18 protein-coding genes are annotated in these 19,188 nt (G+C 60.4%); 13 read left to right on the top strand and 5 right to left on the bottom strand.

The annotated features are described in order from the left end of the window. Positions 1 to 46: 46 nt before the first annotated feature. Positions 47 to 739, bottom strand: a complete 693-nt coding sequence (locus BBTA_RS38520; protein WP_011931038.1) for a helix-turn-helix domain-containing protein — start codon at positions 737 to 739, stop codon at positions 47 to 49. 261 nt (positions 740 to 1,000) lie between these two features. On the opposite strand from BBTA_RS38520, the gene BBTA_RS37570 reads away from it, so the two are divergent. Both BBTA_RS37570 and BBTA_RS37565 read left to right on the top strand, forming a co-directional pair. Further along, complete coding sequence (locus tag BBTA_RS37570) at positions 1,001 to 3,043, top strand: multicopper oxidase domain-containing protein (protein ID WP_011931036.1); 2,043 nt, start codon at positions 1,001 to 1,003, stop codon at positions 3,041 to 3,043. Between the two features lie 9 nt (positions 3,044 to 3,052). After that, positions 3,053 to 3,835 (top strand): copper resistance protein B, encoded by a 783-nt coding sequence (locus tag BBTA_RS37565; RefSeq protein WP_011931035.1) that lies wholly within the window; start codon positions 3,053 to 3,055, stop codon positions 3,833 to 3,835. A 972-nt stretch (positions 3,836 to 4,807) separates the two neighbouring features. On the opposite strand, the gene BBTA_RS37560 is transcribed toward BBTA_RS37565, so the two are convergent. Genes BBTA_RS37560 through BBTA_RS37545 form a run of 4 tightly spaced genes read right to left on the bottom strand, consistent with a single transcriptional unit; the run spans position 4,808 to position 7,790 of the window. Beyond that, entirely contained in the window at positions 4,808 to 5,410 is a 603-nt protein-coding gene (locus BBTA_RS37560) for a plasmid pRiA4b ORF-3 family protein (protein ID WP_011931033.1), read from the bottom strand. Next, positions 5,407 to 6,969, bottom strand: a complete 1,563-nt coding sequence (locus BBTA_RS37555; RefSeq protein WP_011931032.1) for an IS66-like element ISBrsp6 family transposase — start codon at positions 6,967 to 6,969, stop codon at positions 5,407 to 5,409. Before BBTA_RS37555 ends, BBTA_RS37560 begins: the two co-directional genes overlap by 4 nt. A gap of 51 nt (positions 6,970 to 7,020) precedes the next feature. Beyond that, positions 7,021 to 7,374 (bottom strand): IS66 family insertion sequence element accessory protein TnpB, encoded by a 354-nt coding sequence (tnpB, locus tag BBTA_RS37550; RefSeq protein WP_011931031.1) that lies wholly within the window; start codon positions 7,372 to 7,374, stop codon positions 7,021 to 7,023. Beyond that, entirely contained in the window at positions 7,368 to 7,790 is a 423-nt protein-coding gene (locus BBTA_RS37545) for a transposase (RefSeq protein ID WP_011931030.1), read from the bottom strand. The genes tnpB and BBTA_RS37545 overlap by 7 nt, the downstream gene beginning before the upstream one ends. Positions 7,791 to 8,626: 836 nt before the next feature. On the opposite strand from BBTA_RS37545, the gene BBTA_RS39585 reads away from it, so the two are divergent. The 11 genes from BBTA_RS39585 to hypE all read left to right on the top strand — a co-directional run bounded on the left by BBTA_RS39585 (position 8,627) and on the right by hypE (position 19,180). Further along, the gene (locus BBTA_RS39585; RefSeq protein WP_148221672.1) at positions 8,627 to 8,947 is read left to right on the top strand and encodes a hypothetical protein; all 321 of its coding nucleotides are present in this window, start codon (positions 8,627 to 8,629) and stop codon (positions 8,945 to 8,947) included. 82 nt (positions 8,948 to 9,029) lie between these two features. Further along, positions 9,030 to 10,007: a hydrogenase small subunit gene (locus BBTA_RS37540; RefSeq protein WP_011931028.1), complete on the top strand. Its 978-nt coding sequence runs from the start codon at positions 9,030 to 9,032 to the stop codon at positions 10,005 to 10,007. Between the two features lie 70 nt (positions 10,008 to 10,077). Further along, positions 10,078 to 11,790, top strand: coding sequence for a nickel-dependent hydrogenase large subunit (locus BBTA_RS37535; protein WP_011931027.1), 1,713 nt, complete (start codon positions 10,078 to 10,080; stop codon positions 11,788 to 11,790). Then, a complete protein-coding gene (locus BBTA_RS37530; RefSeq protein ID WP_011931026.1) occupies positions 11,787 to 12,698 on the top strand; it encodes a hypothetical protein in 912 nt (303 codons plus the stop codon). The genes BBTA_RS37535 and BBTA_RS37530 overlap by 4 nt, the downstream gene beginning before the upstream one ends. A 29-nt stretch (positions 12,699 to 12,727) precedes the next feature. Next, on the top strand, positions 12,728 to 12,967 hold the full coding sequence (locus tag BBTA_RS37525) for a HypC/HybG/HupF family hydrogenase formation chaperone (protein WP_011931025.1): 240 nt from the start codon (positions 12,728 to 12,730) through the stop codon (positions 12,965 to 12,967). After that, entirely contained in the window at positions 12,960 to 13,397 is a 438-nt protein-coding gene (locus BBTA_RS37520; protein WP_011931024.1) for a hydrogenase maturation nickel metallochaperone HypA, read from the top strand. The genes BBTA_RS37525 and BBTA_RS37520 overlap by 8 nt, the downstream gene beginning before the upstream one ends. Beyond that, positions 13,390 to 14,229: a hydrogenase nickel incorporation protein HypB gene (gene hypB / locus BBTA_RS37515; RefSeq protein WP_011931023.1), complete on the top strand. Its 840-nt coding sequence runs from the start codon at positions 13,390 to 13,392 to the stop codon at positions 14,227 to 14,229. Before BBTA_RS37520 ends, hypB begins: the two co-directional genes overlap by 8 nt. Continuing rightward, the gene (gene hypD, locus BBTA_RS37510) at positions 14,226 to 15,365 is read left to right on the top strand and encodes a hydrogenase formation protein HypD (RefSeq protein ID WP_011931022.1); all 1,140 of its coding nucleotides are present in this window, start codon (positions 14,226 to 14,228) and stop codon (positions 15,363 to 15,365) included. Before hypB ends, hypD begins: the two co-directional genes overlap by 4 nt. Next, a complete protein-coding gene (locus tag BBTA_RS37505) occupies positions 15,362 to 15,874 on the top strand; it encodes a HyaD/HybD family hydrogenase maturation endopeptidase (protein ID WP_011931021.1) in 513 nt (170 codons plus the stop codon). Before hypD ends, BBTA_RS37505 begins: the two co-directional genes overlap by 4 nt. A gap of 1 nt (position 15,875) precedes the next feature. Beyond that, positions 15,876 to 18,143 (top strand): carbamoyltransferase HypF, encoded by a 2,268-nt coding sequence (gene hypF / locus BBTA_RS37500; RefSeq protein ID WP_011931020.1) that lies wholly within the window; start codon positions 15,876 to 15,878, stop codon positions 18,141 to 18,143. Further along, a complete protein-coding gene (gene hypE / locus BBTA_RS37495) occupies positions 18,140 to 19,180 on the top strand; it encodes a hydrogenase expression/formation protein HypE (protein WP_011931019.1) in 1,041 nt (346 codons plus the stop codon). The genes hypF and hypE overlap by 4 nt, the downstream gene beginning before the upstream one ends. Positions 19,181 to 19,188 lie beyond the last annotated feature (8 nt).

Genomic DNA, 19,188 nt, shown 5'->3' with positions numbered 1-19,188 from the left:
GCCCATTGAGTGAACGGCCGAGCCCCGGGCGCCCTAAGATTCGCCATCAGGAAACAAGACGTATGAGCGCAGCTTGATTCTTCAGTTGGATTTGACGAGGGCTCATGGATTCGATCCAGCCGGCGGACTCAAGCTGCCCTAGCGTGCGCGAAATGGTTTCGACCGTGACTCCAAGATAGTCTGCGATATCCCGGCGAGGCATCGGGAGAGATACCGTACTGGATGAAGTGGTGCGGCGCGCCATCTGGAGGATGAACCAAGCGATGCGCTCTTCGGCTGTCTTCGTCAGCAAGAGTGTCTGGTCTTGAAGATTCTGGATTTCTTTGCCCCTGATCACCAGGAGTTGCTTGGCGACGTCCCGTCGACGATCGGCGCGCCTTGCGACCAACTCACGTTCCGTTACGATCGCTTGCACGTCGCTGATTGCAAAAGCGTAGGACGCATGTTGGTCGCCTGGCTCAAGTCCGAAATAATCACCCGGCAGGTGGAATGCGCAGATCTGTCGTCGTCCATCAGTCAGAATCCGAAATGTACGCACTGCTCCGGTGACGACCTGATAAAGATATTCTGCCGGCTGGTCTTGGCCGAATATCTCTGCTCCCCGTGGATAGCGAACGAGCGTACCCATCTTTGCGATGGGGTCATCGGCTAGTGCGCGGCCAGTCAATTTAGCCGGCGGCAGGACACAATCGTCATAACAGCTTACCGAGCAGCGCGGCACCGGTAGTTCGGCGGCCATAGCTTAGTCCTCAAGATCATTCGCAAAGGGCGCGGAACGGTGCACCGTGATCAAGAGCATCAAACAGCATCATATATCGAGGATACCGCCGCGCGCTTCCTGTTGCGTGAAAGCATCAAGCATGAGAGATCGTGGCGGTTTCTGATCTAGATCAATATTGTACATCAGAAAAATCCTAGTTTCACCTCGGCCTTTACGCTACGCTGCCCGATTAAGGCGCGACGTCCGCCTCGATAAGATGCGTCCAAAAGGGGGGGTGGCATGCATAAGATATGGAGTGCAGCCTGGTTTGTCGTGGTTGCCTGCATCCCCGTGAGCAGCGTGTCGGCGATCGCGGGAACCCATGACATCGTCATCGAGCGTCATCTTGTCAATGTCACGGGACGCGAGCGCGTTGGCATGCTCATCAATGGCCAACTCCCGGGACCAATTTTGAGACTCAAGGAAGGGGAAGACGCCGTCATCAACGTCACTAACAGGCTTGATGAGAATGCGTCCATCCATTGGCACGGGCTGATCGTGCCGCCCGAAATGGACGGCGTACCGGGAATTGCTCCGGGGTATGGCGACGGCATCAAGCCGGGAGAGACTTTCACTTACCGGTTCAAAGTCCGGCAGTCGGGGACGTATTGGTTCCACAGTCACTCCTCTGGGGAGCAGGAACAGCTCGGGATCTATGCCCCCCTTATTATTGAACCAAGGACCCGCGATCCGTTCAAATATGACAGCGAATACGTGATCATGTTCTCGGATTGGACGGACGAAGATCCGAAGCGCATCATCAGCAACCTCAAAAAAGACAGCAGCTGGTACAATTTCAACCGCCAAACGTTGGTCGGCTTGATCCAGGAACTCAGTAACGCTCCTAACGAGGAGGCGCGGAAAGCCAGCGTCAATAGCCGGATTGCCTGGGGCCTGATGCGTATGGATCCGACTGATGTCGCGGATGTGGCCGGTTATACGTTCCTGGTGAACGGTCAGTCGCCGGAGCGGAATTTTACCGCGCTGGCGCGGCGCGGCGAACGTGTCCGCCTACGGTTTATCAACGCTTCCACTTCGACGTATTTCGATGTCCGTATTCCGGGCCTCAAGATGACAGTCGTGCAGGCCGACGGGAACAATGTGTCGCCTGTTCGAGTGGATGAGTTCCGAATCGCTGTGGCCGAGACTTACGATGTGATCGTGCAACCGACCGAGGACCGAGCCTACACCATCGTCGGCGAGCCCATGGATCGCACCGGCTTTGCGCGGGCTACCCTGGCACCACGGCCAGGAATGGTCGGAGAATTGCCGCCGCACCGGCTGCGTCCCCTCATGCAAATGTCTGACATGGCGATGAATCCTGGCCCCAAAGGGCTGGACCGGGGCACTCTTCAGCCCGAGCAGGATATGATTGGTCACGTGGCGCCGGAAGACCCTGTGGCGATGGCGATCGGGGGCATGGGCGATATGAGTGGCATGTCAGATGCTAGCAAACCCAAAGGAATGCAGCGCGGCGGCGGGATGTCGGATGGGAAGATGGCAATGCCAAAATCGAGCCCTGCTCGAGAGGGCCAGGGAACCAAGACCGGAAAGCCGCCGGAAGCTTCTCCGATGCCTGGAATGGGCCCTGGCAGTATGCCCGGGATGAATAGCCAAAACCAGATGCCCATGCCGAAAGAAAAGCAGGCAATGGATCATGGTGCGATGTCCAGCATGGGTCCGAAATCTTCGGCAGACCACCAGAGCCAGGTCACCAGTTCAACAAGTGGTGTGCAGCAAGGACCGCAGGCCTACGTGCTTCGTGACGGCGAAGACATGCCGAATGTAGGCCCCTCGGTGCAGCAGACGATGCCCGATCCGATCACCAACGACACTGGCGCGCCTCTCGGAACGAGGGTTTTGTCATACCGTGATCTGCGGGCGCTAAATCCATATCCCTATAAACGTTACGACCGCATCATCGAGATCCGCTTGACGGGAAACATGCAGCGATACTTCTGGTCGATCAACGGACGCAAATTCAGCGAAGCTGAGCCAATTGTCCTGCGCTTCGGCGAACGAGCCCGGTTCCGTTTCATCAATGAAACCATGATGAATCATCCGATGCATATCCATGGCACATGGATGTTGCCGGAGGTCGGAAACGGTGCGCGGAATCCAAAGAAGCATACGGTCAACATCAAGCCGGGCACGACGTTGGACGTCGATATCCCCGCGGATGCCGAGGGGCCATGGGCATTTCACTGCCATCTGCTCTACCACATGGAGACTGGCATGATGCGTCAGGTCAACGTGGTGCGCCAGACGGCGTCGTTGAAATAGGAGGACAACATGAAGTCCTTGCTTGCCTCCCTCAGCATCTTTCTTCTCGCCTCTGCAGCGCTGGGGAATGCGGCCGCCGCTCAGACCGCGCCGGCCGGTTCTCAAGGCACCCCGTATTCAGGCTTACGCAGCACGCCCGCGACCGGCTTTCCCGACCAAGCGCTATTCGGTGGTGTACGTTTCGATAAATTTGAATGGTATGGTTTGGGCGGACCCAATAACGGCCGCTGGGACATGGAGGCATTTGTCGGGAACGACTACGACAAGTTCTTTTTCAAATCGGAGGGTATCTTCGAGGGACGCACCCAAAAATTCGACGAGGCCCAGTTCCAGGCGCTCTATTCGCGCATGATCAGTTACTTTTTCGACTTCCAGGTCGGTGTTCGTCACGATATTTCGCCCAAGCCCTCGCGCACCTATGCCGTAATCGGCATCGAAGGTCTGGCGCCGGGATTTTTTGAAATCGATGCCGACGCCTATATCAGTCAAAAGGGAGAGATTTCCGGCTCATTTACCGGGTGGTACGATCTCCTAATAACGAACCGTCTTATTCTGCAGCCGCGCGTCGATATGAGATTGCAACTGCAGTCCGTTCCAGAGCTAGAGCTCGGTAGCGGCTTAACTGACTTCGAGCTTGGTGCCCGGCTCCGCTACGAATTCACGCGCAATTTTGCCCCCTATATTGGTGTGAGCTGGGATCGCAAGGTCGGCGAGACTGCGGCTATTGCTGAGCGCAATCAGAAGCAGATTTCGTCTGTGAATTTCGTTGCTGGGGTCCGTCTCTTATGGTGATCGGAGCAGTTTCGGACTCGAAAGGTGGTCGGGTGTGCCGAGCCGACCGTTTTTGCGAGTGGAGGCTCGTTCCACGAGAAGCAATAGAATGCGACGAACTGGTTTCATAGGCTCCTGTTGGCGCTCTTGGCGATCCACAATTTCAGACGGCAGGTAGTGGTCAAGCGATGTCAGACCGCACGCATACTTCCCGTCTTATACCGCCACCGGCTCAGTTCCTACAGGGAAAAGATAGAGGCAACAAGCTGTCTCAAGGATGAACGCAATCGCGATCGTCCTACGAACCTATAAAAAGCCAAAGATGGTTGGACCCGGCCCTGAAGAGTCAGAGTTGCCGCGCGCAAGAGGACGAAATTGCGTGACGGGGCGGCGAGGCTCGTCGTAACGGGCTAAGCCTTGTCTTGCTGGAGCCGATTGCGTGGCCTCTCAATCCATTTGCGCCAATGCGTCGGTTGAATATCTATGTGCTTCTTACTTGATGCATCGACCCAAGCGGCTCCACTTTTGTGACAGGGGTACCCAAGCGCGACAACGATCCCATCATAGTCCATGACGCATATTTCGAGGTCGCCCTCAGGTGGCGTAATTGAAACAGGTAACCATTCTGCTGACATAGAATCGATGTGGGCCATGACTGGCGCTCTCCACAAAAGTAATGCGCTGAACAGCGTGTTGAATCGCAGCTCGTTTTACAAGGATCACGAGTCCGAGGGCGTAGCGTTGCGCCCTCGCTTCCGTCGGTTGTGAAATCGCCAACGCTCCTACCGGTTACTTCAACATTCGGCTTGCGGTCGCTGGATCAATTCCTGCCAGAAAATACATCGCCATTTCGGACCACAAGTTGATCTACGTCAAAATCCGAGGGACGTTAACGAAGCACGGCTGCTGGCGCCTCCACGTCAGGAGCAATCAGCCCCATTAGCCTCAGAAAGTAAGCGTAGCTCTGCGGCCCTTTTGATTGGCGGTTGACGCCTATTTTGTTCGCGTGGCGCGTCGCCGCGGTATCCATGTGTCGGACAACGCGTTGACGGCGGCTTCGAGCGCCTTCCGGTCGACGACGTTGGGATCGAACCGCTCCGGGCCCCAGAGGCGCATGTGTTCGTGCTCGGGATGGCCGGGGTCGCTGATGGCGGCGAGGTATTCGGCATAGCCTGGCGCACCGCCGACGTCTTCCGGAGGACAACGACCGGGTGCCTCGAGCAGGAAGGGAAGCCCCTCCGTCGTGGTGTTCTCGAACCATTTTTCGAGCTTGATCACATGGTCCCAGCTGTCGCCGAAGTCATAGAGATAGTGGATCGTCTTGGCGCCGGTTTCGCGAACGATATCGCAAAGCCGCGCTTTGCTGGCATCCATGGGCTGGTGGCCGTAATCATTGTCGGGGTCGGGAATCCCCCAATGTGCCTCACCAGCGAAGAACTCGAAGAGGTGGCTGTTCGTCCAGCCGAATGCCTCCTGAAGCGTCAGATGCAGCCGATCAAGGCGTAAGGTGACGGGTACAACAAGGCGACGCATCACCTCCGGTTTCACGTCCTTGAGGGTCACCTTGATTCGGACCGCGGTCGTGTTCAGGCTCATGCCGCCAGCCGATCGTGCGCATGCATCGTGTAGATCGATGCCCAGGGAAGCAGTTCGTCCAGTCGCGTCGCAGGCCAACCATTGACGAGCTTCGCGAGAACGTCAGCAAGCCAGTGCTCGGCACTGACGCTATTGAGCTTACAGGTCTCGATTAACGAAGCCAGGACGGCCCAACTCTCGGCGCCCTCGTCGCAACCGGCAAAAAGAGAGTTCTTGGCGTTGAGCTTGATCGGCCGCATCGCTCGCTCGACCGCATTGGTGTCCATCTCGATGCGCCCGTCATCAAGGTAGAGCGTCAGTCCGTCCCAATGACGCAGCGCATAACGTAAAGCCTTCGCCGTGTCGCTCTTTTGCGCAAGGTGATCAAGCTTGGCCTCAAACCACTGCTTCAAGGCTGCAGCCAGAGGTCGGGCGTGCGCCTGCCTGCCAGCACGGCGCTCGGCATCTGATCGGCCGCGGAGCGCTTTCTCGACCGCGTAAAGCTGAGCGATGCGCTCAAGAGCCTCGCGGGCAACCGGAGCTGGCGCCGGCGCAGCCTCCCGCTCGATCTTCACAAACTGGCGCCGCAGATGCGACCAGCAGAAGGCGAGCGTCCCGGACAAGGCGTCCGCACGCGTCTCTCGGGTCATGGTCTTGTAGGCCTGATAGCCGTCGCAGTGGATGATGCCGCGATAGCCCTCAAGCAGCCGCAAGCCATGAACGGCGCCGCGGCCCGGTGCATAGGCATAGACCACACCAGGCGGATCAGGTCCGGCCCAAGGCCTGTCATCGCGTGACAGCGCCCAGAAGTAGCCGGTTTTGGTCCTGCCGCGCCCCGGATCCAGCACCGGCGCCGGCGTCTCATCGACACAGAGCTTCGAGGAGGCGAGCAGAAGCTGGCGCAGACGATGCCACAAAGGTTTCAATTCCTGGGCGGCATAGCCGACCCAGAAGGCGAGCGTGGAACGGTCGATGGCGATACCGTGCGTCGCCAGCATCTGCGCCTGGCGGTAAAGCGGCAAATGCCAATGATACTTCGCGTCGATCACATGCGCGACCAGCCGCTCGGTGGGCAATCCACCCCTGATCAGTCGCTCGGGAGCAGCGTGCTGGAGGACGACGCCATGACAGGCACGGCAGGCCAGCTTGGGCCGGCGGGTGACGATGACGCGATACTGCGCCGGAACGACGTCCAGCCTCTGGCTCTCATCCCGACCAATCTCAAAGAGGTCGCCCTTACAAGACGGGCAACAAGTCTCCGCCGGCATCAGGGTCTCGACGATGCGCGGCAAATGCTCCGGAAGCTGACCACGGTTGGTTCTACGCTCGGCCGCTCTCTTCTCGGAGGTTCTGGGATTAGCGCGATCCTCGGCTGTTTCGAGAGCCGCGACGGCCCCTTCGACGTCCTCCAGAACAAGCTGTAGCTGATCAGCGTCCAGCTTTTCCGAGGACCGACCGAACTGCGCATCTTTTGCAAGCTTGAGCAACCGCTCGAGCCGGGCACAGCGATCCAGCAGAGCCGTGGCAAAGACACGCAACTCGGCTGGATCGCTCGGCAGCTCATCGGGCAAATCACTCATTGGCCCGAGCTTGCCATGCTTCGCGTCACGATGCAGCGATGATTTGCATTTTTACGCAAGCGCTTTCGGCTGCGGGATTCGAGGCGCGTGCATGCGCGTCCAATCCATGCCGGCCAGAAGCGCGGACAGCTGGGCGGCATTCATCCGCATCACGCCGGCCACGATGGGAGGCCATTTGAAGCCGCTGCCATCGAGCCGCTTCCAATACATCACAAGGCCGCTGCCATCCCAGACGACGATCTTCACCCGATCGGCGCGCTTCGCACGGAACACCACCGCCACGCCCTTCATCGGGTCATGGCCCAGCGTCTCCTTCGCCAGCAGCGCCAAGCCTTCCGCTCCCTTCCTGAAGTCGACAGGTTGCGTCGCCACGTAGATCATGAGGCTCGCGGGTGGCGTCAGCATGAACGTGTCCGGCGGAGCGCAATGAACACATCGCTCAATACAGCAAGGCCAGGCGCCCCGCGCACCTCCACGCGCGCGCCCTGGAACTCAACCGTCACAACGGCGGCTTCCGGCGACCCGGAGGGGTCTGCGGCCGCAGGCAACGCCGATTCCGACATCACCGGCACGAACGACAGCGTGTCCGCCGACGCCGGCAATACCAATTGGCCCAAACGCGCCCGGCGCCGCCAGTCATGCACCTGCTGGGGCCGGCAGCCATGGCGACGGGCGACGTCTGTGACAACCGCCCCCGGCTCGAGGCTTTCCGCAGCAATCTGCGCCTTCAAATCATCCGGCCAGCGCTTGCGACCTGCGCCTGCGAACACTTCAATACGCGGTGACAACGGTCGTCTTATGTCGTCCGAATGGTCGTCCATTATGAGCACCCTTGCAGAAGATGACTCTTCTAACGGTGCTCTCAAGACTCCGCACAAAAAATCCAAAGGGCCTCGGCGCCACGCTTACCTCAGAAACGAATAGGGCGCTATGGACCTCTCGCCGCGGTTTTCCAATCGGTTAGCGACGCGGACGAACCAAGGGCGCGGGAAGACGAGAACTTAGAATCCGACGCATGGCTCGCCTTCGTGCGCGCATTCGGCAAAGCGGCAATGTACTGAACGCGAACGACGGAACACGCTCCTCGGCATGGACGCACCGAACCGGGCGGTCGGAGACGTTCGCTGTTAAAAGTCCCGTCGCCGCGATGCCATGCATGGACGAGATCGTGGCCAGAAAGGCGAATGCTCCAAGGATTGCGGGGAACGCCTAGTGCTTTTGCTGGCGTAAAGATCGGCGCCAGCATCCTTTGTGTCGCCGCGTGCAGGATCATTGGTAGCTTTTCATCTGCGTGATGTCGCTGTCGAGCTCTGTTTGATGCATCTGACTATATCTCGGCCGGCGCGATTGTTCGCAAAATTTGCCAACTCTCCATCAGGGCATCGGTCCAAATCTTGATTTGGATCAATATTTCGTTCGCAGCTTGGGCTTCAATGCGCCTTGGCGCGCCTGACTGCACGCGCTGCGCGTGAGTGATGCTAGGAGCCGCAACCGGCGGGACAACTCTCGAAACGAACCGCAAAATAATCTTTCACGGATTGAAACCTCTCCACGACTTGATGCGAATTAAGCAAAAGATCCCGTGACGCATATGGGAATTATCAGGAGCCCGGAGGGGCGGCTCGAATCGAAAACCAAAGAATATGGAGTAACATCAATGAACGCGACACATAGCCCATTCATTCCATTCCGCAACCTGTTGGTCACGGGCACCTTTGTGGCCGCGCTCGCAGTGACAGCTGCTTCCGCGCAAACCCAGCAAGCTGCGCCACCGGCAGATCAGCAGCAGCCTGCTGCACCCTCGACAGGGTCGTCGTCCATGCCCATGCAAGGCATGGAGCATGGCCGTCAGATGCAGAACATGGGGCCCAAAATGATGGAGAGGGAAATGGGCAAAGACGGCCAGCCCTGTTCGCCGGGCGGCCAGACGACGTCGTCGGGCCAGACTGGGGCTGGCGGATCAAGTAATTGCAAATGATCTGCAGGTCAGTTTTAATCGGGGTAACGGTCGGATGCCACGCAATCGCGCGGCACCCGGTTTGTAATCGGCGAGAAAGCGCATGAGCAGCTCAGACGCCCGCCCATCCATATACGATGATCTGAAGCGGCAAGGCGTCTCGCGGCGGAGCTTTATTAGCTATTGCACATATATGGCCTCGCTATTGGCGCTACCTCCTAGCGCGGCGCAAGCAATCGCGGATACTCTAACAAACAAGTCCCGTCCAAGCGTGATATGGCTCTCGGTCCAGGAATGCACTGGCTGCAGCGAATCGTTGCTCCGCTCGTTTGAACCGACGCTCGAGGGGTTGATCTTCGACCAATTTTCGCTTGACTACCATCATGTGCTGCAGGCGGCCGCGGGAATCGCGGCCGAGCGGGCGCGCGATCAAGCTATTGAGAGAAATTTCGGCAAGTACGTGTTGATCATCGATGGCGGCATTCCGACCGGTCGATCCGGCGTGCTCTCGACCACGGGTGGAAAAAGCGGGGTAGAGCTCATCCGGGCCGCAGCGCGCGGCGCAGCGCTCATCGTCGCGGTAGGTTCATGCGCCGCCTATGGCGGTATTCCGGCAGCGGCGCCAAATCCTACGAACTCTGGCGGCGCCCTTGATGCATTGCGCGACTTGATCGATCAGGGTGCGGTAACGGCGCCCATCATCAACGCGCCGGGCTGTCCCCCGGTGCCGGAAGTCATGACCGGTGTCATCGTCTACTTCCTGACCTACGGCAAGTCACCGCCGCTCGATGATCTCAGCCGACCTATACCTTTCTTCGGGCGCACTGTGCATGACGACTGCCCTCGGCTGCCATTCTTCGATCAAGGCCTGTTTGCGAAGACCTTCGACGATGAGGGCGCCCGGAGAGGATATTGCCTTAAGGATCTCGGCTGCAAAGGCCCGACGACCTTTAATGCCTGCACCACCGTGAAGTGGAATCAGAAGACCAGTTTTCCCATGCTGTCCGGCCATGGCTGCCTCGGCTGCGCGCAGCCAAAATTTTGGGATCGTGAAGGGGGATTCTATGGCAAGCTCTTCTGAGCGGGCAGGTCGTAAGGGTCTCCCAAAGAAGCAAGCTGGCGGGGATACTGAAGGCAAGACCCGTAGGGTCGTGGTCGATCCGGTCACGCGTATCGAAGGCCATCTCCGCATCGAGGCGGAGACGGATGCGCAGGGCAACATCACTCGAGCATCGAGCTCCGGGACGATGGTTCGCGGCATCGAAGTGATCCTGAAGGGGCGTGATCCGCGGGATGCTTGGGCATTTACGCAGCGGTTCTGCGGCGTGTGCACGGTCGTACACAGCATCGCCTCGGTACGCGCGGTCGAATATGCCCTCGGTTACGTCATCCCGCAGAACGCGCAGCACATTCGAAATCTCATGATCGCCGCGCAGTTCGTACACGACCACGTCATGCACTTCTACCATCTACATGCTCTGGACTGGGTCGACATCGTTTCGGCGCTGAAGGCGGATCCGGCAGCCACCGCGAAGCTTCAGACCACCCTAAGCGCATGGCCGAACAATTCCGCCGAATATTTTCGGAGCACCCAACAGAAGCTCAAGGGCTTCGTGGAAGGCGGTCAGCTCGGCATCTTTACCAACGGCTATTGGGGGCATCCGGCATACAAGCTGCCGCCCGAGGTCAATCTGCTCGCCGTAACGCACTATCTGGAAGCGCTTGCCTGGCAGCGCGATGTCGTGAAGATTCACGCCATATTCGGTGGCAAGAACCCGCATCCTAATTTCGTGGTCGGCGGCGCACCCTGCGCGATCTCGGAGACGGCGCACGCGACCGCGGTGACACCCGACAACCTGCGTTTTGTCGGAGAGATGATCGGCAAGATGCGGTCCTTCGTCGATCAAGTGTATTTGCCCGACACGCTTGCGATCGCCGGTTACTATAAGGACTGGGCAAGCCGAGGGGAGGGTGTCGGCAATTTCCTGTCGTTCGGCGAGTTCCCGCGAGGCGTCGGTGCGGCGGAACGGACCACCCTACGTATCCCGCCAGGCGTAATTCTGAACCGCGACCTGTCGAAGGTGATGTCGGTGGATTTCGAGGATCCGACCGAGATCCAGGAGTTCGTCGCACATTCCTGGTACGATTATAGTGCGGGCAAGCAGACTGGCCTCCACCCCTACGATGGCGAAACCAACCTCAACTACACCGGCCCGACGCCGCCCTACGAGCAGCTCGACGTCGACCAGTCATATTCCTGGATCAAGTCGCCGCGCTGGAAGGGATTGCCGATGGAAGTGGGGCCCCTCGCACGCGTGCTGATCTTGTACGCGAGCGGCGACCGGGCAACCCGCGGTCTCGTCGATCACAGCCTGGGCCGGCTGGACCTGCCGGTCTCAGCTCTCTTTTCGACGCTTGGCCGCATCGCCGCCCGGACGCTGGAAACAAAATTGATCGCCGACGAAATGAGCGGGATGTACGATGCACTGATTGCCAGGATTGCGAGCGGCGATCTCGCGACCTTCAACGATCTTCTGTTCGACCCCTCGACTTGGCCGAAGCAGGCGCGCGGCGTCGGCGTGATGGAAGCGCCACGCGGCGCACTCGCCCATTGGGTGACCATCGAGGATCGGCGAATCGCTAACTATCAGGCGGTAGTACCCAGCACCTGGAATGCCGGCCCGCGCGACACGGCGGGGCGCGAAGGTCCGTATGAGGCGGCGCTACGCGGACATCGGCTCCACGATCCCGCAAAACCGATCGAAATCCTTCGCACCATCCATAGCTTCGATCCTTGCCTTGCCTGTGCCGTCCACGTCGTCGATCCGCATGGCGAAGAGTTGGTACGGGTAAACGTGCTATGATGAAAAGCCAGATGTTCGAGCATTGCCGCACGGTGGCGGCGCCGCCTGCGGAAGGTGTCGACGACAGGGCGCAACATCGACGCTCGCGTTACCTCAGACCGTCGCTCCTCTGCGCACTGTTCGTTCTGGCGCTAGACGGCTCGGCGGTGGCGCGGCCCGGTTCGGGCTACGGCGACCTGATCGATAGTTACTGCATCGATCGTGGACGTTTGCGGGTTCGCGCCCACCAGGGGCATTGCGCGATGTGCCACCACCTCGGGACCTTCGACAGCGCGCCGGAGCACCGCATCGAGCCGAATTGGACGGAATTCGACCGTGGCCGCGCCGGCGCCGGTTTCGATTTCTTCTGCCCCGGCGGTTCGGCCAGTTCGCAGATGCCGATGCCAGCCGCGCCCCAGCAGCGCGCAACGATCGAGCCCGCCGGCCCTTCTGTATCGCCGAAGACCTCTCCCGGCGCCGGTGCTATGGGCATCCCCCCCGACACGGGAACCCCAGGCACGACGCAGGCGCCGGTCGCTGCCGCACCCGACGCCGGTGGGCCGACTGTAACGGCCCCGGCTGAACCACCGCCGACCAAGCCGCAGAGCCAGTCGGCCGTTCAAGTGTCTCCTGCAGAGCTGACCAGCCGGTTGACGACTTTGCATGACACCATCGGCATCAAGCTTGGGCAGGAGCCGGCCTGGCGGGAATTCATTGACGCGATCGCGACTGCAGCACCGCGCGAGGCAATTGCTCCCGGGGCCACCGAGCCGACGGCTCGGCTAAGGGCGCGCGAACGCGATCTGTCGGAACGCATCGCCGCTCTGCGTGCGGCGGGTACCGCATTGTCTCGCCTCAGCAAGGTGCTCGACGAAACGCAGCGGCGCGCACTATCCGATGGTGTCGCACCATTACTCGACAACATGTAGCCAAGCAGCCTTTTATTTGGAGCCGCACCATGTGTCTGGCGATACCGATGCGGATCGAGTCGATCGAAGGTTTCCTTGCGCGCTGCGAGATCAAGGGAGTGTCGCGCGACGTCAGCCTGTTTCTCCTGCAGGACCGACCGGTCTCGGTGGGTGATCACGTGCTCGTTCATTTTGGCTACGCGATCGAGGTCCTCGACCTCGCCGAGACCCAACGTTATTGGGAGACATTCGACGCGGTGCTTGCTGCAACGGACGGGCGACATGCATGAACTGTCTGTCTGTCTGGCTCTGATTGGTGAAGTGGAACGTGTGGCTTTTGCCGCGGAAGCGACGGCCGTATGGTCCGTCTCCGTTCGCGTCGGCCCGCTGTCCGGCGTCGAACCCGGATTGCTGAAGCGGGCATTCGCGGTAGCGAGAATTGGCACCATTGCACAGAGTGCCGAACTGAATGTCGATTTGGCCCCTGTACGCATCCGCTGCCTGGCATGCGGGGCGGAAGGCGAAGTAGCGGTGAACAGGTTGCTGTGCGCGCATTGCGGCGGGTATCGGGCGCGGGTCATTGAGGGTGAGGAACTAATTCTGTCGGCGATCGAGATGGATGTCACGGACTATGATAGACCAGCAGTGAAGAATGCGCGCCAATCGCAGGTGATCGGCGCTGGTCTTTCTGACAGCAAAAAGGGAGGTTCGCATGTGTAAGGACTGTGGTTGCGCGGCGCCCGACGAACATCGCTTGCACGATTCTACTGGAGGGCAAGTTGATGTGACGGTCCGGCGACGCGATCCGTCCGTCACGCATCTCGTCGCCGATTTGCTCGATGCGAATCGCAAGGAGGCACTGCACAACCGCGAACACTTTGACCGGCATGGCGTGCTTGCTATCAATCTGATGTCATCGCCCGGGGCCGGCAAGACGTCGCTACTGGAAGCCACCATCGATCGCCTCGGCACAGAGCTCGCGATCGCGGTGATCGAAGGTGATCTCGAGACCCAGAATGACGCCAACCGCATCAAGGCAAAAGGCGTACCTGCGATTCAAATCAATACCGGTAGCGCATGTCATCTCGATGCGGTGATGGTGCACGATGCACTCCATCATCTCGAACTTGATGATCTGGACGTTGTGTTTATCGAGAACGTTGGCAATCTGGTATGTCCGGCTGCCTTCGATCTCGGGCAGCACTTCAACGTCACCCTTTTGTCGGTGACCGAGGGAGATGACAAGCCGTCAAAATATCCCGTGATGTTTCGAGGCAGTGACCTGGTCGTCCTGACCAAGACTGATCTGCTTCCTTATCTTGAAGAGTTCAGCCCGGCGCGTGCCGCGGCGGCGCTCAAAGCCTCGGGATACGGCGGACCTCTGTTTGAAACGACAGCCCGCCGATCGGAGGGTCAAAGCGGATGGATCGAATGGCTGCGCAAAACCGTGGCGGAGCGTCGCCGAGGCGATCGTGGGTCGAAGTTGGCCGGGGTGGAGAAGCGTTATCACACGCACGTCCATCCGGTGTCCGCCGCGGGACGAAGGCCATGACAACGCCTGCACGGGCCTGGCTCAAGCGCATCCACGATCTTCCGCTCACCCGGCCGGTCGGAATCCTCAACGTGTGTGGCGGTCATGAGCGGACGTTGGCGGCGGCAGGGCTCAGAGCGCTAATGCCATCGGGTGTGAATCTGATTCCGGGCCCGGGATGTCCGGTTTGTGTTTGTCCCGAAGAAGACGTTTTCGAGGCCATACGCCTAGCCCTGTCTGAGCGGGTCATTCTGGTCGCATTCGGGGATATGTTGCGGGTGCCGGTCAATGAGCCCAAGGGACAGCCGAGGTCGCTTGAACAGGCCAAGGCTGCAGGCGCCGACATCCGACCCATCGCCAGCCCAATGGAAGCTGCCGCGATCGCCAAAGACAATCCGACGCGCTCAATCGTATTTTTCGTTGCCGGCTTTGAGACCACGCTCGCCCCGGTGGCGGCGTTGATAAGCCAGGAACTACCGCGAAATCTGCTGCTCCTGGTGTCGGGGCGGCTGACCTGGCCGGCGGTCGCGATGCTGTTGCAGTCCGAGCGGCCCGGCTTCCAGGCCCTGATTGCGCCGGGTCATGTAGCCACGGTCATGGGGCCGGAAGAGTGGGATTTCGTCGTCCGCGATCACGACATGCCTGCCGCTATAGCCGGCTTCACCTCGGAAAGCCTCTTGGCCGCGATCTATTCGACGTTGCGTCAGATCGCCGATGGCCGGGTCTTCCTCGACAATTGTTACCGCGAGAGCGTCAGGCCGGGCGGCAACCCGACGGCGCGCCGTTGCATCGCTGAGACCATGGAAGTGGTCGATGCGGACTGGCGGGGTATAGGGTCCATTGCACGTTCTGGCTACCGGCTGCTTCCCGAGTTCGCCGCGCACGACGCAAGGCTTCGCTTTCCGTTGGAGAACGGCAAGGAACGGCTGCGTCGCGGCGAAATGCCGCCCGGCTGCGACTGTGCCAGGGTCATCCTTGGAAAAGTGTTGCCAACCGACTGCCGGCTCTATGGCGCCGCTTGCACGCCCGCGACACCCATCGGCCCCTGCATGGTTTCCGACGAGGGAGCCTGCCATGTTTGGTGGAGTGCGGGCCATCGACATGGCGCGAGATCCCGCTCAGGGTCGGTTGGGCCGGCTCTCAGGGAGGTGGGATGACTTGCGCGCTTCAGGCTGAGCAACGTCCCGGTGTGACCATACTTGGCGTGGGAAATACCCTGCTCGCCGATGAGGGAATCGGTGTTCACGTCGTACGGCGGCTGCAAGACCTCGCTGGAGACTGCGACGATATCGAGCTAGTCGATGGCGGAACCCTGAGCTTTAATCTCGTTCCGGTCATTGAAGCGGCCAAGCGCCTGATCGTCATTGATGCCGCCAATCTCGGCAGTTCGCCGGGCTCGTTCCGTTGTTTCGTCGGAGACGAACTGGATCGGTTCCTTGGAAGCTCAAAGCACACCGCGCACGAGGTCGGGCTACGAGAATTGTTTGATATGGCGCGCCTTGATGGTTGTCTACCAAGTCACCGAGCGCTGATCGGGATTCAACCGCTGCGCATCGATTGGGGCGAGGAGCCGACTTCGCCGGTCGCTGCTGCGATTTCGCAGGTGTCTGGTCTCGCCATTCGCTTAGCGAGGCAGTGGTGCGATCGGCCAGTCGAGGACGTTTAGCGTGCCTGAGGCTTCCCAAATTGCGGCTTTGGAAGGCCGCAGCATCGAGGTTGTCGGACGTGTTCAGGGCGTTGGCTTCAGGCCATTTGTCCAGCGTTTGGCTAAGCAGTTGGGGCTTGCCGGATGGGTCCGTAACTACTCAGGCCACGTTCAGATTCTCGTGCGCGGCGACCGGGGTAGCCTAGATCAATTCGCCATGGATCTGATTGCCAAGGCTCCGGCATTCGCAAGGCCACAGATTGAATCAATCGTTCCGACTTATACCGACGAGTTCGACGATTTCTTAATTGTCGAAAGTGGAAGTGGAGGACTCAGCGCGGTCGAGCTCGCGCCAGATCAATCGATTTGCGAAGATTGTCTTGCAGAGATTCATGATCCCACCGCTCGTAGATACCGTTATCCCTTTGCAAATTGCACGCAGTGCGGCCCACGTTATACTATCATTCGCAAGCTTCCCTATGATCGCGCGAACACCACGATGGCGGATTTCGCGTTGTGTCGGCGCTGCCGCGGGGAGTACGCCGACCCTAATGACCGCCGGTTCCACGCCGAGCCAATCGCCTGTCCGGATTGTGGGCCGCGCTTGCGGTTCGTCGCCGCAGACGGCGACCTCGCGGTCGAAAACGACGATGCTCTGGCCGCGGCTGTCGATCTTTTGCGGCGCGGCTTGACGGTGGCCGTAAAGGGAATCGGTGGCTATCACCTCCTGTGTGACGCTACGCGCGAGAGTGCGGTGGCTCGACTGCGGCAATCCAAAAATAGACCGCACAAGCCGTTTGCCGTCATGGTGCCGACGGACGATAAGCTCGCATGGCGACGTCTGGCGGCAATTGACGTGGTCGAAGAAGCTGCGCTGCTTGATCCCTCCCGTCCGATCGTCCTCGTCCGCAAGCGTCCGGAGTCGCCTCTTGCGCCCGCTGTGGCCTCAGGAATGGCGTATGTGGGCCTGATGCTGCCATACAGTCCGTTGCATCACTTACTGCTCGACGCGTTTGAAAAACCGGTGGTCGCCACCAGCGCCAATATCAGCGGTGAGCCAGTGCTCACGGATGCGGCGGACGTTGAACGTCGGCTGGCCCGCTGCTGCGACGGCTTTCTGCATCATGACCGAGCAATCGAACGCCCCGCAGACGATCCAGTCGTGCAGGTCATCGCCGGACAAATGAAGTCCCTGCGGCTCGGACGGGGAACGGCACCCCTGACGATCAAGACTCCATATCTGTTGCCCGAACCCATCTTGGCGTGCGGCGGCCAGTTGAAGACAACGGTCGCTTTGGCGTTCGGCGATCGGATCGTGATCTCCCCCCATATTGGGGATATGGGCAACATGCGCTCCTTGCGCGTCTTTGAGCAGGCCGCGAACGGCCTTCAATCGCTCTATGGCACCGTCGCGCGACACATCGTTCACGATGCCCATCCCGATTTCACCAGTACTCGGTGGACATCTCGGCAACGCCTGAAGTCTGCGGCGATCCAGCATCACCTTGCGCACGCGTCTGCGCTGGCAGGGGAGCACGGCAGAGAGGCGCCGATGCTGGTGTTTGCATGGGACGGTTTGGGATTCGGTCAGGACGGAACGTCATGGGGCGGCGAGACGCTGATGGGATCTCCCGGTCGCTGGCGGCGCGTCGGGACAATCCGTCCGATCCGCTTGGTTGGTGGTGATCGCGTCGCCCTCGAGCCATGGCGCAGCGCCTGTTCGGTTTGCTGGGAAGCCGGCATCGACTGGGGCAACCACCGGCCCGAATTTGTCGACGTCCGTCGTGTGTGGGAGACGAAGTCCGGCACGCTTGAAACGAGCGCCGTGGGTCGATTGTTCGATGCGGCCGCGGCGCTGCTCGGCCTCGCAGAGGCGGTGAGCTATGACGGGCATGCTCCGGCGTTGGTCGAAAGCATCGCCGGTAGCCTGCCAGACGCCTCGCCGCTTCCGGTGCTTGAGGCTGGCGATCTCCGCATCATGGATTGGACACCGCTCGTGCCGCTATTGCTGGAGGCGGAGGTGCCCGTCAGCCGCCGCGCGGCGGCGTTTCACGCGGCTCTGGCCGCCACAATCCTGGCCGACGCGAGATATCGGCGCTCCGTGGACGGCACAAATTCGGTGGGTCTGACCGGCGGCGTGTTTCAGAATCGGCTGCTTACGGAGCGCGCGGTCGCCTTGCTGAAGTGTGATGGTTTCGAGATACTGCTCCACGAACGCGTGCCGCCGAACGACGGCGGCCTCAGTTTTGGACAGGCGGTCGAGTTCGCGGCCAGGAGTGCGGGCACATGAACTCGCAGGGAAAAGGCGACTTCGCCTCGTCTGATGGCCGCGTGTCATTGGCCCACGGCAATGGCGGACGGCGGATGCGCCAGTTGATCGAGGAGTTGTTCGTCCGCCACTTGGGGAATGCGCTGCTCGATACCGATGCCGACGCCGCGGCTTTGCCGCCTTTGCCGACAGGCGCCACGCCGATGATCACCACGGACGGGTTCACAGTCGACCCGCTGGAATTTCCCGGGGGCAACATCGGAAGCTTGGCGGTGCATGGCACTGTAAACGACCTCGCGGTGTCCGGAGCGGAACCGTTGTATCTAACGCTTAACTGCTTCCTCGAAGAGGGGCTCGATCTGGGCCTGCTGGATCGGCTGACCGCATCCATGGCCGCGGCGGCCACGGAGGCCGGCGTCAAGGTCGTCGCAGGCGACACCAAAGTGGTCCGGAGAGGCGAGGGCGGCGGGGTTTATCTGGCAACGTCGGGGGTCGGACTCCGCCGCGCCGGTCTTGATCTCGGTCTGGGGCGGATTGCAGCCGGCGACCACATCTTGGTAAGCGGACCGGTGGGAGATCACGGCACCGCCGTCCTTTTGGCTCGCGGCCAATTCGGGCTCCGCGGCGATCTCGTCTCGGACTCGGCAAGCGTGTTGCCGGTGACGCGCGCGCTTGTCGACGTGCCCGGACTACGTTTCATGCGTGATCCGACCCGCGGCGGATTGGCGACCGTGGCGCATGAGATCGTTCGGCACACGGGTATGGGCATCCGATTGTCCGAGCCGGCTATCCCGATCCGCGATCAAGTACGAGCGGTATGCGAAATGCTCGGTTACAACCCGTTGTATCTTGCGAGTGAAGGCCGCGTCGTTGCCGTGGTTGATCCTGCCTCGGCGCCCGCCGCGTTGGCGGCCATGCGAGGTCCCGGACAATCGCCGGACGCCGTGGAGATCGGCACGGTCGGCTGCGAGGAACCATACGTCGTACTGGAGACGGAGATCGGCGGGGAGCGGTTGATCGAGGAACTCGAAGCCGATCCTCTGCCGCGAATTTGCTGAGGCGCGGC

The organism is Bradyrhizobium sp. BTAi1, from assembly GCF_000015165.1.
GTDB lineage: Bacteria > Pseudomonadota > Alphaproteobacteria > Rhizobiales > Xanthobacteraceae > Bradyrhizobium > Bradyrhizobium denitrificans.
This window is presented reverse-complemented; position numbering and strand designations above follow the sequence as displayed.

What these genes read in the sequence shown, in the direction of transcription:
- BBTA_RS38520 (WP_011931038.1), bottom strand. Translation starts at nt 739, where the DNA reads ATGGCCGCCGAACTACCGGTGCCGCGCTGCTCGGTAAGCTGTTATGAC.
- BBTA_RS37570 (WP_011931036.1), top strand. Translation starts at nt 1,001, where the DNA reads ATGCATAAGATATGGAGTGCAGCCTGGTTTGTCGTGGTTGCCTGCATC.
- BBTA_RS37565 (WP_011931035.1), top strand. Translation starts at nt 3,053, where the DNA reads ATGAAGTCCTTGCTTGCCTCCCTCAGCATCTTTCTTCTCGCCTCTGCA.
- BBTA_RS37560 (WP_011931033.1), bottom strand. Translation starts at nt 5,410, where the DNA reads ATGAGCCTGAACACGACCGCGGTCCGAATCAAGGTGACCCTCAAGGAC.
- BBTA_RS37555 (WP_011931032.1), bottom strand. Translation starts at nt 6,969, where the DNA reads ATGAGTGATTTGCCCGATGAGCTGCCGAGCGATCCAGCCGAGTTGCGT.
- tnpB (WP_011931031.1), bottom strand. Translation starts at nt 7,374, where the DNA reads ATGCTGACGCCACCCGCGAGCCTCATGATCTACGTGGCGACGCAACCT.
- BBTA_RS37545 (WP_011931030.1), bottom strand. Translation starts at nt 7,790, where the DNA reads ATGGACGACCATTCGGACGACATAAGACGACCGTTGTCACCGCGTATT.
- BBTA_RS39585 (WP_148221672.1), top strand. Translation starts at nt 8,627, where the DNA reads ATGAACGCGACACATAGCCCATTCATTCCATTCCGCAACCTGTTGGTC.
- BBTA_RS37540 (WP_011931028.1), top strand. Translation starts at nt 9,030, where the DNA reads ATGAGCAGCTCAGACGCCCGCCCATCCATATACGATGATCTGAAGCGG.
- BBTA_RS37530 (WP_011931026.1), top strand. Translation starts at nt 11,787, where the DNA reads ATGATGAAAAGCCAGATGTTCGAGCATTGCCGCACGGTGGCGGCGCCG.
- BBTA_RS37525 (WP_011931025.1), top strand. Translation starts at nt 12,728, where the DNA reads ATGTGTCTGGCGATACCGATGCGGATCGAGTCGATCGAAGGTTTCCTT.
- BBTA_RS37520 (WP_011931024.1), top strand. Translation starts at nt 12,960, where the DNA reads ATGCATGAACTGTCTGTCTGTCTGGCTCTGATTGGTGAAGTGGAACGT.
- hypB (WP_011931023.1), top strand. Translation starts at nt 13,390, where the DNA reads ATGTGTAAGGACTGTGGTTGCGCGGCGCCCGACGAACATCGCTTGCAC.
- hypD (WP_011931022.1), top strand. Translation starts at nt 14,226, where the DNA reads ATGACAACGCCTGCACGGGCCTGGCTCAAGCGCATCCACGATCTTCCG.
- BBTA_RS37505 (WP_011931021.1), top strand. Translation starts at nt 15,362, where the DNA reads ATGACTTGCGCGCTTCAGGCTGAGCAACGTCCCGGTGTGACCATACTT.
- hypE (WP_011931019.1), top strand. Translation starts at nt 18,140, where the DNA reads ATGAACTCGCAGGGAAAAGGCGACTTCGCCTCGTCTGATGGCCGCGTG.